This window comes from Thermatribacter velox (genome assembly GCF_038396615.1).
Taxonomy (GTDB): Bacteria; Atribacterota; Atribacteria; order Atribacterales; family Thermatribacteraceae; genus Thermatribacter; species Thermatribacter velox.
Genome location: NZ_CP121689.1, coordinates 1,432,760 through 1,448,619, shown reverse-complemented (window position 1 = coordinate 1,448,619; position 15,860 = coordinate 1,432,760). Strand labels below are relative to the sequence as shown.

Below are 15,860 nucleotides of genomic sequence, written 5' to 3'. Positions count from 1 at the left end.
TGGGAGAGGAATTTAAGCATGACGAAGAATCATGAACAGTTTAAGCTGGTGGGAAGAAAAGTCATTTTAAAAGTTCAGGACAGAATATGCGACACACCAGAGGAGTTACTTTCCAGTAGACTTTTCAGGGTTATTCTGAAAAAAGGCGTGGAGCGCTTGGTAGAACAAAAGTCGCTCCTTTTGAAGATTTTTGGTAAAGAAGAACCAGGAGAAGCAGACCTGGACCGCTTGTTGCAGGTTCTCCACTTTTTGGTGAAAATGCCACTGGACCTTGTGCCTAACCTGGTAGAAGGTAGCGAATCTTTTTTAAAGCACCGTCAGCTTTTTAACGATTTCATTGAATACCTTTACAACTTCTGGCGGGATTTTGAGCGTTACCTGATTTGCACCTCTCCAGAAGGTACCCCGGCACTCGACCGCAGGCCCTATCGTACCTTTAACAATACGGTAGAAACCTTGGCCCACCTGGTACGGAGTGTATATCGGGACCTTCAGGAAAACATTACCGGAGAGCATCCATGGATATATCGCCAGGTTCGTGCAGGAACCAACGTTGCCGCTATAGCAGTGCCCAAAGATATCCTTTTACCGGAAGGCGTGTATCGGGAGCGACTTTCCTCCATACCAATCATAAGACAAATCCTTCTTTATCCACCTTTAATTCTGGATCCGCCAATGAATAAACGCACCGGTCAGTTTCGAAAGATTGCCAGCAACCCCCTGGAAGTGGTTGATGTAAAACCTGAAGAATGGCTTTGTTACCCTGCTAAAGTGGGGCCGCTTCTGGTTTTGATTTATTTCCATGAGAAGTTTTATGAATTGGGCTTCTCTCTGTGCAACCTTTTCGAAATCGCCACCGATGAGGACCTGAAGCGCAAACCAGACGCTGTGTATCTGTTTGGTGTTCCTGGAGATGTTCTGGACCAGCTTGCAGATTTTCCAACTGTGTTTTATGACGACCAGGAAAACAACCTGCTAATTGCCGCCTGCCCCAACCGGGATATGTTTGGATACTTTGGTTATCTTAAAAAGATGGTGCTCACGCTTCACAATGTAAAAGTTATGAAAATGGGCAGGCTTCCTTTCCATGGTGCAATGGTGAGAATTCTCCTTAAAAACGGTAAAAAGGCTACAATTTTAATGATTGGAGATACTGCTGCTGGAAAATCTGAAACTCTGGAAGCATTCCGTATTTTGGCTCAGGATAACCTCAGTGACATGACCATTATCGCTGACGACATGGGCTCCTTAGAGATAGATGCAGAAGGCAAAATCCGGGGTTATGGAACGGAAATCGGAGCTTTTTTGCGTCTTGATGACCTCCAGCCGGGGTATGCATTCGGGCAGATAGACCGGGCAATCATTATGAGCCCCTCCCGAGTTAACGCGCGAGTGGTAATTCCGGTAACTACCTTTTCCAATGTTATCAAGGGTTGGGAAGTAGATTTTGTGCTCTATGCCAACAACTATGAAGAGGTTGATGAAGAACACCCTATTATTGAACGCTTCAGCAGCGCCCAGGAAGCGTTGAGGGTCTTTGCAGAAGGAGCAGTAATGAGTAAGGGGACTACTACTTCTACGGGAATTGTTCACTCTTACTTTGCCAACATCTTCGGTCCACCCCAGTACAGGGAACTTCATGATGAACTGGCACAAAAATATTTTGAAGCCTTCTTCAAAAGGGGCGTCTTTGTGGGCCAGATGCGGACCCGCCTGGGGATACCTGGTTGGGAAAGAAAAGGACCAGAAGAGGTGGCTAAAGAGCTGATTAGAATTCTCTCCTGAAAAGGTTGAAATATTTAAAAAGTTTCTCGTTCAACCCCTTGCAAAAAAGTCGATAACTCATTACAATACCTATTGCCATTCGCACCTTGAAAAGTAAATAAGGCTCTGTAATACTTCTTCTTGCGTAGAAGCGCAAAGGTTTGCGGTCAAGTTAAGAAAGGGCACGTGGTGGATGCCTTGGCGCCAGGAGGCGATGAAGGGCGTGGCTAACTGCGATAAGCCCCGGGTAGCTGTAAGCAAGCGTTGATCCGGGGATTCCCGAATGGGGCAACCCACTGGAGCAAACCTCCAGTATCCTCTCTTCAAGGAGAGGAGGCGAACCGGGGGAACTGAAACATCTCAGTACCCCGAGGAAAAGAAAGCAAAATGCGATTCCCCAAGTAGCGGCGAGCGAACGGGGAACAGCCCAAACTCAGAGGGTGTCAAAGCCCCTGGGCGTTGCCCTCTGAGGGTAGCGGGACATAAGGGGGCCAAGCCAGGGCAAGGCCGGAGAGTTACCAAAAAGGCTCTTAGCCGAAGAGGACTGGAATGCCTCGCCATAGAGGGTGATAGCCCCGTAGGCGAAAAGAGACCTTTCTCTCTGCCTTATGTTCCCAAGTACCACGGTCCACGAGGAATTCCGTGGGAATCTGGGAGGACCACCTCCTAAGGCTAAATACTCCCTGGCGACCGATAGTGAACCAGTACCGTGAGGGAAAGGTGAAAAGAACCCCGGGAGGGGAGTGAAATAGAACCTGAAACCATGTGCCTACAATACGTGGAAGGGCTATGGGAGAAACTTAGTTTCTTCCAGCCTGACTGCGTGCCTTTTGGAGAATGAGCCGGCGAGTTACGGTAACTGGCATAGGTTAAGCACCTCTGGTGCGGAGCCGCAGGGAAACCGAGTCCGAACAGGGCGCTGAGTCAGTTGCCGTAGACCCGAAGCCAGGTGATCTACCCATGGCCAGGGTGAAGCGAGGATAAAACCTCGTGGAGGCCCGAACCGGTGTAGGTTGAAAACTGCTCGGATGAGCTGTGGGTAGGGGTGAAAGGCCAATCAAACCTGGAGATAGCTGGTTCTCCCCGAAATAGCTTTAGGGCTAGCCTCCGGTGGTCAGGAGAGGGGGTAGAGCACTGGATGGGCTAGGGGGCTTACCCGCCTACCAAACCCAACCAAACTCCGAATACCTCTCCTCAAAGCCGGGGAGTCAGACCGCGGGGGATAAGCTTCGTGGTCGAGAGGGGAACAGCCCAGACCGCCAGCTAAGGCCCCTAAATGCAGGCTAAGTGGTAAAGGAAGTGGTGCTGCTGAGACAGCCAGGAGGTTGGCTTAGAAGCAGCCATCCTTTAAAAAGTGCGTAACAGCTTACTGGTCTAGCGGCGCTGCGCCGAAAAATTCTCGGGGCTCAAGCCTGCTGCCGAAGCTGCGGAATCAGAGGAGCTATGGCTTCTCTGGTTGGTAGGGGAGCGTTGGGTAGGCCGTTGAAGCGAGACCGTGAGGACTCGTGGAGGTACCCCAAGTGAGAATGCCGGCATGAGTAGCGATAAAGAGGGTGAGAATCCCTCTCGCCGTAAGCCTAAGGTTTCCTGAGCAAGGTTCGTCCTCTCAGGGTTAGCCGGATCCTAAGCCGAGGCCGAAAGGCGTAGGTGATGGGCAGCCGGTTGATATTCCGGCGCTACCTCTTTCCGCTATGAGCGATGGGGGGACGCAGAAGGGTAGGCCATCAGCCTGGAGGAATAGGCTGTCCAAGCCGGTAGGCGGAGGGCGGAGGCAAATCCCTGCCCTCGTAAACGCCGAGAGGTGATGGGGAGCTCCTACGGGAGCGAACTGGCTGATCCCATGCTGCCAAGAAAAGCCCCTAGCCAGGAAAGAGGTATCCGTACCGCAAACCGACACAGGTAGGCAGGATGAGTATTCTAAGGCGCGCGAGTGATCCCCCGTTAAGGAACTCGGCAATTTAGCCCCGTAACTTCGGGAGAAGGGGTGCCCTGTTAGAGTGAGGAGACTTGCTCTCCGAGCTCGAGAGGGTCGCAGGAAAGTGGCTCTGGCGACTGTTTACTAAAAACACAGGACTCTGCTAAGCCGTAAGGCGATGTATAGGGTCTGACGCCTGCCCAGTGCTGGAAGGTTAAGGGGAGGGGTTAGCCTGGAATTTCTTCCAGGCGAAGCTCCAAACTGAAGCCCCAGCAAACGGCGGCCGTAACTATAACGGTCCTAAGGTAGCGAAATTCCTTGTCGGGTAAGTTCCGACCCGCATGAATGGCGTAACGACTGGAGCGCTGTCTCAACGGGGGGCTCGGCGAAGTTTCAATGCAAGTGCAGATGCTTGCTACCCGCGACAAGACGGAAAGACCCCGTGAACCTTTACTGCAACCTGACATTGAATCCGGGTATGTCCTGTGCAGGATAGGTGGGAGGCTGAGAAGTGGGGGCGCCAGCCCTCATGGAGCCGCCCTTGAGATACCACCCTTGATATATCCAGATTCTAACCTGCGCAAGTGCATCCTTGCGAGGGACAGTGTCAGGCGGGCAGTTTGACTGGGGCGGTCGCCTCCTAAAAGGTAACGGAGGCGCCCTAAGGTTCCCTCGGCACGTTTGGAAATCGTGCTATGAGTGTAAGGGCATAAGGGAGCCTGACTGCGAGAGGGACACCTCGAGCAGAGACGAAAGTCGGGCCTAGTGATCCGGTGGTTCCGTGTGGAAGGGCCATCGCTCATCGGATAAAAGGTACTCCGGGGATAACAGGCTGGTCTCCCCCAAGAGTCCATATCGACGGGGAGGATCGGCACCTCGATGTCGGCTCGTCGCATCCTGGGGCTGGAGCAGGTCCCAAGGGTTGGGCTGTTCGCCCATTAAAGCGGTACGCGAGCTGGGTTTAGAACGTCGTGAGACAGTTCGGTCCCTATCTGTCGCGGGCGCAGGATACTTGAGGGGAGCTGTCCCTAGTACGAGAGGACCGGGATGGACGGACCTCCGGTGTTCCAGTTGTCCTGCCAGGGGCAGTGCTGGGTAGCCGTGTCCGGATGGGATAAGCGCTGAAAGCATCTAAGCGCGAAGCCCACCCCAAGATAAGGTATCCCACTGGGTTAACCAGGTAAGACCCCGGGAAGATGACCCGGTTGATAGGCCCCAGGTGTAAGGGTGGTAACACCTTGAGCCGAGGGGTACTAATCGGTCGAGGGCTTGACCGCAAAGGCTTCATTGAGAAATCGGAAGTATTACAGAGCCTTATTGATAGATGCAAAAAACAACAGATTTCCCGGTGGCCATGGCGGAGGGGAAACGCCCGGTCCCATTCCGAACCCGGAAGCTAAGCCCTCCAGCGCCGATGATACTGCCCTGGCAACGGGGTGGGAAAGTAGGACGCTGCCGGGATTAAAAAGGCCAGGAAAGACCTGAGAGGAAATCTCAGGTCTTTTTTTGTATCTTGAGTAGAAGTGGAGATGGGTAGAAAAAGATCACTAATTGCAAACACTTTGATAGTGGCTTCGGGCACCCTTTTGTCCAGGTTTACCGGCTTGTGGCGAGAAGTCTTGCTCTCGGCTGCCTTTGGAGCTTCCTGGGTTACAGATGCTTTTCTCCTGGCGTACACCATTCCCAACCTTTTGCGACGTCTCTTCGCTGAAGGAGCTTTGGGCACTTCAGTGGTTCCTGTCTTTTCGGAATATCAGGGAAGGGACAAAGAAGAGGTTGTTGCCTTTCTTTCTGCGGTTTTCACCGGCCTTACCATAATCGTTGCTGCCTTATGTGCGCTGGGCATCATTTTTGCTCCACAAATTGTGCGTTTCATAGCCTGGGGATTTCGGGGAAACCTTGAAAAGTTATCGCTTACTGTTGACTTTACTCGCTTGATGTTCCCTTTTCTGTTGCTCATTTCCTGGTCAGCTCTTTTAATGGGTTCTTTAAATACCCTGTATGTTTTTAGCTGGTCAGCGCTGGCTCCGGTCTTTTTCAATCTGGGGATGGTTGGGTCCTTGCTCTTTCTCAGGAAGTGGGTGGATGTTTACTGTCTGGCTCTTGGAGTTTTAATTGGAGGAATAGGACAGTTTCTTTTCCAGCTTTTTCCCTTCTACCGCTTGGGGCTGCGATTCAGGTTGCATTTGCGTTTCTGGAAAGAACCAGGTTTCAGAAAAGTGGTACAACTCATGTTGCCGGTGACCTTTGCGCTGGCTGTAAGTCAGCTCAATACTCTGGTAGACAGATTAATAGCCTCAACTTGCAGAGAAGGAGCGGTTTCGGCACTGTACTTTGCAGACAGATTGATGGAACTCCCTCTGGGAGTTTTTGGTATTGCCATTTCTACAGTCATTCTGCCTTCTCTTTCCCAAAGCATTCAGGAAGAAAAGCTGGAAAGATGGCAGGACACCCTGTTTGAGGGTTTCAGGTTAGTCATTTTTATAATGTTGCCAATAACCGTTTTTTTAATGGTTTTTCGGGAAGATCTGGTAAAAATCGTTTATCAACGAGGTTTTTTCGACCTTAGAGCAACTTCCATGACTTCTGAAGCGCTGCTTTTTTATGCCCTGGGACTTCCCGCTTTTTCACTGGTTCACCTTTTCACTCGCGCCTTTTACTCTTTGCAGGATACCTATACTCCGGTTAAAATTGGGGTATTGGTTGTAGGCTGTAACATAGCTCTGGACTTTTTATTAGTGAGATTCATGGGCTTTGCTGGTTTAGCCCTGGCCACTTCTCTCTGTGCTCTTTTGAATTTTCTTTTGCTGGAAACTTTTTTAAAGAGATGCCAGACGTTAAATATGTCGGGTGCCGGCAAATGGTGGTGGAAACTGGCATTGCAAGTTGCAGCTTTCGTGTTTTTCGCCTATTTTCTGTGGAAAACCCTGGGACAGACTTTTGATTCATCGAGAATTATTGTGCTTGTGGTTATAATATTTATGCTTGCTCTATTCTATGTTTTTCTCACTATCGGTTTAAAAATGGAGGAGAAAAAAACAATTATTGCAATTTTTGAGAAGTTTTACAACAAATTTGCGAAAGGAATAAAGCGCGATGAGTAAGCTGGAGGTCATTCGCAATTTCTGCATTATAGCTCATATAGACCACGGTAAATCCACTCTGGCCGACCGGATATTAGAAATATGTGAGGCAGTGCCCAAACAAAAGATGCGGGAACAATTTATGGACCAGATGGACCTGGAGAGAGAAAAAGGTATCACTATAAAAGCTAAGGCCATACGCTTGAGGTATTTTTCCAAAAGATTTCAAAAAGAGTTCATTTTTAATCTCATCGATACTCCCGGGCACGTTGACTTCAGTTACGAAGTCTCCCGTAGCCTGGCCGCTTGTGAGGGTGCTCTGCTGGTTGTGGACGCTACTCAAGGTGTGGAGGCACAAACATATGCCCATGCCAGCCTGGCCATTGCTCAGAAGCTCACCATTATTCCGGTTATCAATAAAATCGACCTCCCTGCTTCCGCTCCAGAACGTGCCAAGGAAGAAATAGAACACATCCTCGGCAAAGAACATCCGCCTTTCTTTTTAGTCAGTGCCAAAACAGGAGCTGGAGTAGAGGAGCTTCTGGATGCAATTGTGCAGTACATTCCACCTCCCCAGGCCAAAAGTGATGCCCATCTCCGAGCTCTGATTTTTGACTCCAGCTATGACTCCTATCGAGGAGTATTGCTCTTTGTAAGAATATTCGATGGTTCAGTAAAACGTGGAGACAGAATTCGTGTGTTCTCTACAGGTGCGGAGTTTGAAGTTACCGAAGTGGGAATTTTTAACCCCAAAATGCAACCAACGGAGCTCCTCGAGGCCGGTAGCGTAGGGTATTTGGCCTGCAATATGAAGAATATCCGGGATGCCCGAGTTGGTGACACCCTGGTTTCTGCTTCCGACCCCCAACCTCAGCCTATACCCGGTTATAAGAAAGTAAAACCTATGGTTTTTTGCAATTTCTATCCGGTACAATCAGAAGATTATCAAAGACTAAAAGATGCACTGGAAAAACTCCAGCTTAACGATGCAGCACTCAGCTTTGAACCCGATTTTTCAGAAGCTCTGGGCTTTGGTTTTAGCTGCGGTTTTTTGGGGCTTTTGCACATGGAAATCACTCAGGAACGTATCGAAAGAGAATTTGGGGTGGAAGTTGTGGCCACGGCTCCCCATGTCGTGTATCACGTACTTACCACTCGGGGTGATGTGGTCGAAGTAAAGTCGCCTAAGGATTTTCCTTCGCCTACCGAGATAGAAGAAACTGAAGAACCCTATGTGTTGATTCAAATTATCACTCCTCCAGAGTACATTGGGGGAATAATGGAGCTCTGCCAGGCACGCAGAGGAATATTTAAAGACATGGTTTACTTAGATGCCGAGAGAGTGCTCATTAAATACGAAATGCCCCTGGCTGAAATACTGCTTGATTTTTACAGTCGGCTTAAGGCTTTGAGTCGTGGCTTTGCAAGCATGGATTATGAGTTTGCTGGCTATCGTCCCGCCAATCTGGTCCGGGTGGATATTCTGGTCAACCGGGACCGGGTGGATGGACTGTCTTTTATATGTTGCAAGGAACAGGCCTATCATCGTGCCCGACAGGTGGTTTCCCAGCTCAAAGAAATCATTCCCCGACAGCTTTTCGCAGTGGCTATCCAAGCCAGTATTGGAGGTAAAGTTATTGCCCGGGAGGACATTCCTGCCCTGCGTAAGGACGTCCTGCAAAAGTGCTACGGTGGAGACGTGACCCGCAAAAGGAAATTGCTTGAAAAGCAAAAAGAAGGCAAAAAGAGGATGAAGGCAATCGGTAAAGTGCGCATACCCCAAGAAGCTTTCCTGGCGGTCTTAAAAAGTGGACAATGAGAACGCTCTCACTTTACCTGCACTTCCCGTTTTGCCTTGGGAAATGCACCTATTGCGATTTCGCCTCTTATCCCTGGAGCTCGCATCACGACAGAAATAGCTATCTCGCCTTGGTTTGCACAGAGCTTTCGCTCAAGGTCAAATTTTTTGAACTGGAAGGGAGTGTCTTAGAGAGTGTTTACTTTGGTGGGGGCACTCCTTCCTTGCTCGATGCCCCCTCAATAAGTAGCTTCTTGCTTTATCTTCAACGTTTCTTCAGATATTCAGGAAAAGTGGAGATTACTGTCGAGGTAAATCCGGGAACCGTTGACCAGAACTGGATCCGTGAGGTTGCTCGTGGAGGAGTGAACCGCATCCAAGTAGGTGTGCAGAGTTTTGATCAGCGCTTTTTGCTCTTTGCAAAGAGAGCTTGCAAAGTAGAGGACATTTACGCTATTTTGGAGTTACTCAGCACCCAGGGCTTTCAGAATTGGGGGGCAGACCTCATTTACGGCTGGCCTTTTCAGGGTTTTGCTGAGTGGCAAAAAGAGGTGAAAGAACTCCTCAAATTTGAGCCTTGCCATGTTTCCATTTATGAGCTTTCGCTGCATTTTCCTTCCCCCATGGCTTGGTTTGCAAAAAGACATCCCCGCAGCTTCCCCTCCGATGATGAGAAGGCCAACTGGTTTTCCTGGACCAGAGAATGGCTTATCCAAAGGGGTTACCTCCACTATGAGATTTCCAACTTTGCCAAACCCGGCTTTGAGTGCCAACATAACCTCCGCTATTGGCGTAACGAAGAATACCTCGGTTTAGGAGTAGCCGCTTGGTCCTACTTGAGAGGTGAACGCCACCGAAATTCCAGGCATTTGAGAAACTACCGCTTTCATCTTGAAAACGGCTCTTTGCCAATCGAATATCGGGAAGCCCTTTCACTTCCCCAAAGACTGGATGAAGAAATATTTTTACGTTTGAGAACCAGCGAGGGATTGGATACTGAAATACTTAGCCAGAGGTATCCCGTTGCACTGGTTAAAGAGAAAATCGAACGTATGGAATTCCTCCTGCAAGAAGGCTTTCTGCAGAAAGAAGGTTCTCGTTACTTTCTTTCTGCAAAGGGAATGCTGGTTGCCAACCAAGTTTTTTCCGAAATTATTGATTGAAGCCACTTTTTTTGCTATTTTTAGTGCATGATTCCGATTAGAGATGAGTTACCAACTCGTAGATTTCCTTACGTTACGGTTGCACTCATCATTTTGAATGTATTGTTCTTCCTGTACGAGCTAAGTCTGGGCTCCCGCCTCGAAGCTTTTGTTTACCAGGCAGGGCTGATTCCAGCAGTACTGTGGGGCAAGGTCCATTTCTGGACAGGTTTACCCTCCTACCTCCGGATTTTTTCCTCCATGTTCTTGCATGGAGGATTTGCGCACCTTTTTTTTAACATGCTCTATTTGTGGATTTTTGGTAACAACGTCGAGGATTTCCTGGGGCATTTTCATTTTCTCCTCTTTTACCTGAGTTGTGGTCTTTCTGCTGCACTGGTGCACGCTATACTCTTTCCCACCTCAACTGTTCCCGTAATAGGAGCGAGTGGGGCCATAGCTGGAGTTATGGGAGGATATCTGGTGCTTTTCCCTTACGCTCGGGTTATTGTCCTGGTTTTTCTTGGTTTTTTCGTCACTTTCATACGTGTTCCTGCTGCAACACTCTTGCTTTTGTGGATTTTTCTGCAGATAATGTATGGGGTTTTTTCCTTTGCTCTGCCCAATGCAGGGGGTGTCGCCTGGTTTGCCCATATAGGCGGTTTTCTGGTGGGAGCTCTCTGGTGTAAGATGATAGCGAGCAGTTATTACTATAAAAAGTTTTTCTGGTAATCTGGAATGATAAAATTAAAAGGGGGCAAAAACGGTGTTAGCTGAAGAAATTATGTCTTCAGAAGTTTTTACAGTAAACGATTTCGACCCGCTTTCCGAAGTGCTCCATTTTCTGGATCGCAGAAAAATCGATGGAGTGCCGGTTGTTGACCTGGAGCAGCGCCTGGTTGGATATTTTTCAGCCAAAAAATTCATGCAGTTAGTATCAGAAGAAGCCCAGAAAGAAGTAGCTTTGGGTAAACCGTTTTCCAGGTCTTTTGAAGAAGTGTTGAAGGAGTATGCTTCCAGTGAAATTTCAGAGTATATGATGGAAAATCCCGATTACTTGGAAGCCGATGAAGAAATCGATGATGTACTTGACTTTCTCATGAACACCGACATGGAAGTTGTTCCGGTTATAAAAGAAGGAAAAGTAGCTGGTGTCATTTACCGAGCTCGTTTTTTAAACGCTTTGCTCAAAAACAAGGGTAAGTGATTTATACTGAAAGATAAAAGGAGGTAGGAGGCATGAACAAAAAAACCATAAAGGACCTTAGCAAAGAGGAGCTTCAGGGTAAGAGAGTGCTGGTACGGGTAGACTTCAACGTGCCACTCAACGAAAAAGGAGAAGTTACCGATAATACACGTATTGTGAGCAGTCTGCCCACCATTAAATACTTGCTTGAAAATGGTGCTAAGGTTATACTGGTTTCCCATCTGGGAAGACCCAAGGGTAAAGTTAAGGAAGAGCTACGCATGGACCCTGTAGCCCGGGAACTGGAGAAGCTCCTGGGGAAGAAGGTGCACAAAGTAAACCAGTGCATTGGGGAAGAAGTGGAAAAAGCAGTAACTGAGCTGAAAGAGGGAGAAGTATTGCTCCTTGAAAACGTTCGCTTTTACCCTGAAGAGGAGGCTGGCGATGAGGAGTTCGCCCGCCAGCTTGCCAAACTGGCTGACATCTATGTCAACGACGCCTTTGGCACTGCCCACCGTGCTCATGCTTCAACCGCTGTGGTCGCTAAGTTTCTCCCTGCTTATGCAGGATTTCTTATGGAAAAAGAGCTTCAGGTGCTGGGTGAGAAGCTCAATAATCCTGACCGGCCATTCTTGGCCATCCTGGGTGGAGCAAAAGTCTCAAGCAAAATTGGTGTTATCCGGAAACTACTTGAGAAAGTCGACATCCTGCTTATAGGCGGAGGCATGTCCTATACTTTCATCAAAGCCATGGGTTATGAAGTGGGTACCTCTCTCCTTGAAGAGTCCATGATTGAAGAAGCCAGGAAAATCATGGATAAGGCAAAAGAGCTGAAGGTAACCTTTGAACTTCCTGAGGATTTTGTGGTTGCCCCGGAAGGCAAAGAAGGGGTGCCTACTCAAGTGGTAAAATGGAATCAAATTCCCCCTGACATGGGTGGCTTTGATATTGGTCCTGAAACCGTAGAAAAGTTCGGACGCTTCATAGCAGGAGCAAAAACCATTTTCTGGAATGGACCGCTGGGGCTCTTTGAAGTGGATGCATTTGCTAAAGGAACCATCGAAATTGCCAAAAAGGTAGCTGCAAGCGGTGCAGTTACCATTGTTGGTGGTGGAGACACCATCGCAGCAATTAAGAAAGCAGGGGTTGAGGATAAAATCACCCATATTTCAACTGGAGGAGGGGCATCACTGGAGTTTGTTGAGGGCAAAAAGCTCCCCGGAGTGGAGGCGCTTCTTGATAAGTAGTTATTCTGATTTGTTGGCTACGCACTGGCAGAGATGGGTAATCTTCTGCCAGTGCGTTCCTGGCCAGTATACCCTCTGACAGGAAGGGCATTGGGTAAACTTATCGAAACTTTGATATACAAAAAGAGGAATGTGCTTTTTAGCCTGGTCACGGCTGATTGGCACCAGCACTTCGTTGCAGTGGGGACAGCGTGATTCGTCGAGCCTGGGAGACAATCTAAAACGTTCAAAAACCTCTTGAAGTTGTTCCTGAAGAGAAAGAGATTCAATAAGACACACCAGGTTTGGTTCCAGACGCTGCATCTCGCGGTCCCGAGTAAGAATGAATCTTTTCTCAAAGCGGGCAAGAGCTATTATTTTCTGATCAGAAAGATAGCGTACATAAAGAGTATCGTAACCGCTAATCCTTAGCCATCGCGCCAGCTTACCCAGCATGCAGTCAACGATAAATTTAACCATGGCAGAATTATTATACCCCTTTTGGAGGGATGGGAGGTTTTAGAATGCCGGAAGTTGGGCCTCCGTACTTTTTGGGAATTGTGGTTGGTACCCAGGGGCTACAGAGTGGAATTTTTGACCTGCGTGGCAACGTGGTGGCTATGTCCTTTTATTCCTATCCAGAGTATCACCCTCGACCTGGCTGGGCTGAACAGGACCCTCTCGACTGGTGGAAGGCAGCTCAAGACACAGTAAGGCGTTGCATTTTTGAGGGGGAAGTGCGCCCTGAGGATATTGCAGCCATCTCGGTTAGTGCCGTTTCCTGCACCGTCCTGCCAGTGGACCGCTTCGGTAACCCCAAGTATCGGGCTATCATGTGGATGGATGTCAGAGCTTTTGAGCAGGCAGAAAGGATTAACGCTACCCAAAACCCCATCTTACGTTATGCTGGGGGTCATGAATCCCCAGAATGGATGATTCCCAAAGCACTGTGGATTAAGGAGAACCTGCCTGAAGTTTTCGCCAACGCAGACCTGATTGTAGAGTGCCAGAACTGGATGGTTTTCAAATTAACCAATCGCTGGGTTACTTCACTCAACAACGCAATTTGCAAGTGGAACTACTGCCCTACTGAGGGTGGTTGGCCAGTTTCCCTTTTAAGAGAACTACGATTTGAAGAAATTCTGGATAAGTGGCCCCGCGAACTCCTTGCAGTTGGGCAGCCAGTCGGAGAGCTTACTAAGCACGCCGCGTACGAACTGGGTCTTACACCCGGCATTCCAGTTATCCAAGGCGGTATCGATGCTTACGCCGCAATGGTAGGCCTTGACGTAGTGCATCCCCAGCGGCTGGCTCTGGTTATCGGGCCTTCTACCTGCCACATGGCTGTTTCCGAACACCCGATTTTCAGCTCTGGTATCTGGGGACCGTATTACGAAGCAGTAGTCCCCGGTCTGTGGATTCTTGAAGGTGGTCAAAGCTCCACCGGTTCGATCATCAAATGGTTTGGAGAAAACTTTGCGCCTGAAGAGTGCCGTGAAGCCTGTGAAGTTGGAGAAGACCTCTTTGTAGCACTGGACAGAATTGCCGCCCAAGTAAACCCCGGCGCTGATGGTTTAATCGTGATTGATTACTTTCAGGGCAACCGAAGCCCCTACCAGGACCCGCTGGCCAGGGGAGCCATATGGGGGTTGTCTTTGAGCCACACTAAAGCCCACATCCTGAGGGCGGTTTACGAAGGTACGGCTTTTGGTACCTATCACATCCTGGAAACTCTGGCCAGAGACGGCTTTGAAGTTCAAGAGGTCTATGCCAGTGGAAGCGGAGCAAAAAGCAAGCTCTGGCTCCAAATTCACGCTGACGTAACCAACATACCCATTTATCTGACCACTGTTGAGGAAACCAGCGTTCTGGGCACCGCGATTTTTGCCGCTTATGGGAGTGGCTTTTTTGAAAGCATTGCCGATGCCACCTTAAGGATGGTCAAAGTCTCTGGGCAGATTTATCCCAACCAGAATCACCATGAGATTTACCGTTTTTACTATGATAAATATGTCCGTAGCTATTTTGCTTTGCGGGATTTGATGCACGAGGTTTCAAGCAAAGAAGGAGGGAAACGGTTTTCTACCTGAGGGGGGTATCCGGGGGATACCCCCCTCCTGGTTCAGTGCTTAAAGTGCCGTATCCCAGTAAACACCATGGATATTCCCAGCCGATTGCAAGCCTCGATTGACTCCTGATCTCGTATAGAACCGCCGGGCTGAATGATAGCCGTTACACCGTATTTTGCTGCTTCCTCCACCACGTCTTTGAAAGGAAAGAAAGCGTCGGAAGCAAGAACCGAACCTTGAGTCTGATTCTGGGCTTTAATCACGGCTATTTTTAAAGCATCAATACGGCTCATTTGTCCTGCTCCGATGCCTACCGTCTGCTTGTTTTTAGCCAGGACGATAGCGTTGGACTTCACAAACTTGGCCACTTTCCAGGCAAAATAGAGGTCTTCCCACTCCTTTTCGGTGGGCTGTTTCTGAGTGACTATCTGAATTTTTTCTTTTTCAAGATCTATAGCATCAACGTCCTGAATCAGCAATCCACCATCGACCTTCTTTATGTCAAAAGAGGCGCTCTCGGCCAGAGGTGCTCTAAGGATACGGAGGTTTTTCCTGCTGGTCAAAATCTCGAGCGCTTCTGGTTCGAAATCCGGTGCAATAACCACTTCCAGGAACAGTTTTTCAAAAACCTGGACGCTTTCTGGAGTTACCTTTCTGTTGAAGGCCACTATACCACCGAAAGCCGAAACTGGGTCTCCTGCCAGGGCCTTTCTGGCTGCCGCAGCAAGGTCTGGGTCGGAAGCCACCCCGCAGGGATTGTTGTGCTTCACAATCACTACCGCAGGGTCCTGAAACTCCCGCACCAGAGCGAAGGCAGCCTGAGTATCGTAGAGGTTGTTAAAGGAAAGTTCTTTCCCGCCCAGTTGTTCCAAATGGTTCATAAAACCAGAAGTGTCAAAAGAGAGATCCTGATAAAAAGCTGCCTTCTGGTGGGGATTTTCACCGTACCGAAGGTCTGCTTTCTTGGTCAAAAAGATATTCACATACTCGGGAAATTCGGCCTCTTCTTTCTGGGATAATTTGCTGAGGTAATTTGCAATCTGGCTGTCGTAAAGAGCAGTTCTGGAAAAGGCTTTTATAGCCCACTCGAGGGCCTTATCTTCACTGACCGCCCCGCCGTTTTTCTTCATTTCCTCTATCAGTTCCGGATACTGGTTTGGTGAAGAAACAGTGACCACATAGCGATGATTTTTGGCTGCTGCCCGCAGTAGGGTAACTCCCCCAATATCGATTTCTTCAACCACCTTTTCCAGATCTTTTTCCTGAGAGGCAATCATTTTTTCGAAAGGATACAGATTACAAACCACCAGATCTATGGGCTGAATGTTATGCTTTTGAAGGTCTTCTACATCCTGAGGAAGCTCTCTCCGAGCCAGAATACCGCCTTCAACCGCTGGATGCAGCGTTTTTACCCTTCCTCCCAGGATTTCCGGAAAGCCAGTTATTTCGGAAACCTCTTTTACTGGAATTCCCATCTCACTGATAAACCTTGCCGTACCACCAGTAGCTATAAGCGTTACCCCCTGGTTGTACAAAAAGGCAACCAATTCTTGAAGACCACTCTTGTCAGAGACGCTCAACAGGGCTGTTTTTATGCGGATCACCGTTTTACCTCCTTTGAGGGATGGTTTTTGCAACATTGAAATTGTAAAATAAAGAAGCTTTCTTGAAAAGGTT

10 protein-coding genes and 2 rRNA genes are annotated in these 15,860 nt (G+C 48.7%); 10 read left to right on the top strand and 2 right to left on the bottom strand.

Annotation, left to right across the window (positions count from 1 at the left end; all coding sequences use genetic code 11):
• Nucleotides 1-18: 18 nt before the first annotated feature.
• The 9 genes from QBE54_RS07210 (at nt 19) to pgk (ending at nt 12,135) form a co-directional block, all read left to right on the top strand.
• Nucleotides 19-1,785, top strand: coding sequence for a phosphoenolpyruvate carboxykinase (locus QBE54_RS07210; protein WP_369017522.1), 1,767 nt, complete (start codon nt 19-21; stop codon nt 1,783-1,785).
• A 144-nt stretch (nt 1,786-1,929) separates the two neighbouring features.
• A 23S ribosomal RNA gene (locus QBE54_RS07205) occupies nt 1,930-4,956 on the top strand.
• Between the two features lie 67 nt (nt 4,957-5,023).
• A 5S ribosomal RNA gene (rrf, locus tag QBE54_RS07200) occupies nt 5,024-5,140 on the top strand.
• A 68-nt stretch (nt 5,141-5,208) separates the two neighbouring features.
• Nucleotides 5,209-6,783, top strand: a complete 1,575-nt coding sequence (gene murJ / locus QBE54_RS07195) for a murein biosynthesis integral membrane protein MurJ (RefSeq protein ID WP_369019414.1) — start codon at nt 5,209-5,211, stop codon at nt 6,781-6,783.
• The gene (gene lepA, locus QBE54_RS07190; RefSeq protein WP_369017521.1) at nt 6,776-8,581 is read left to right on the top strand and encodes a translation elongation factor 4; all 1,806 of its coding nucleotides are present in this window, start codon (nt 6,776-6,778) and stop codon (nt 8,579-8,581) included. Before murJ ends, lepA begins: the two co-directional genes overlap by 8 nt.
• Nucleotides 8,578-9,723, top strand: a complete 1,146-nt coding sequence (hemW, locus tag QBE54_RS07185; protein WP_369017520.1) for a radical SAM family heme chaperone HemW — start codon at nt 8,578-8,580, stop codon at nt 9,721-9,723. Before lepA ends, hemW begins: the two co-directional genes overlap by 4 nt.
• Nucleotides 9,724-9,750: 27 nt before the next feature.
• Nucleotides 9,751-10,434, top strand: a complete 684-nt coding sequence (locus QBE54_RS07180) for a rhomboid family intramembrane serine protease (RefSeq protein WP_369017519.1) — start codon at nt 9,751-9,753, stop codon at nt 10,432-10,434.
• Between the two features lie 34 nt (nt 10,435-10,468).
• Complete coding sequence (locus QBE54_RS07175; RefSeq protein WP_369017518.1) at nt 10,469-10,909, top strand: HPP family protein; 441 nt, start codon at nt 10,469-10,471, stop codon at nt 10,907-10,909.
• Nucleotides 10,910-10,941: 32 nt separating this feature from the next.
• Entirely contained in the window at nt 10,942-12,135 is a 1,194-nt protein-coding gene (pgk, locus tag QBE54_RS07170) for a phosphoglycerate kinase (RefSeq protein ID WP_369017517.1), read from the top strand.
• Here pgk and QBE54_RS07165 read toward each other — a convergent pair whose 3' ends face one another.
• Nucleotides 12,136-12,594 (bottom strand): Mut7-C RNAse domain-containing protein, encoded by a 459-nt coding sequence (locus QBE54_RS07165; protein WP_369017516.1) that lies wholly within the window; start codon nt 12,592-12,594, stop codon nt 12,136-12,138. It lies immediately after the preceding gene.
• A 44-nt stretch (nt 12,595-12,638) separates the two neighbouring features.
• Between QBE54_RS07165 and QBE54_RS07160 the strand changes: the two genes are divergently transcribed.
• Complete coding sequence (locus QBE54_RS07160; protein ID WP_369017515.1) at nt 12,639-14,204, top strand: ribulokinase; 1,566 nt, start codon at nt 12,639-12,641, stop codon at nt 14,202-14,204.
• Nucleotides 14,205-14,236: 32 nt separating this feature from the next.
• On the opposite strand, the gene purH is transcribed toward QBE54_RS07160, so the two are convergent.
• Entirely contained in the window at nt 14,237-15,823 is a 1,587-nt protein-coding gene (gene purH / locus QBE54_RS07155; RefSeq protein WP_369017514.1) for a bifunctional phosphoribosylaminoimidazolecarboxamide formyltransferase/IMP cyclohydrolase, read from the bottom strand.
• Nucleotides 15,824-15,860: the final 37 nt, after the last annotated feature.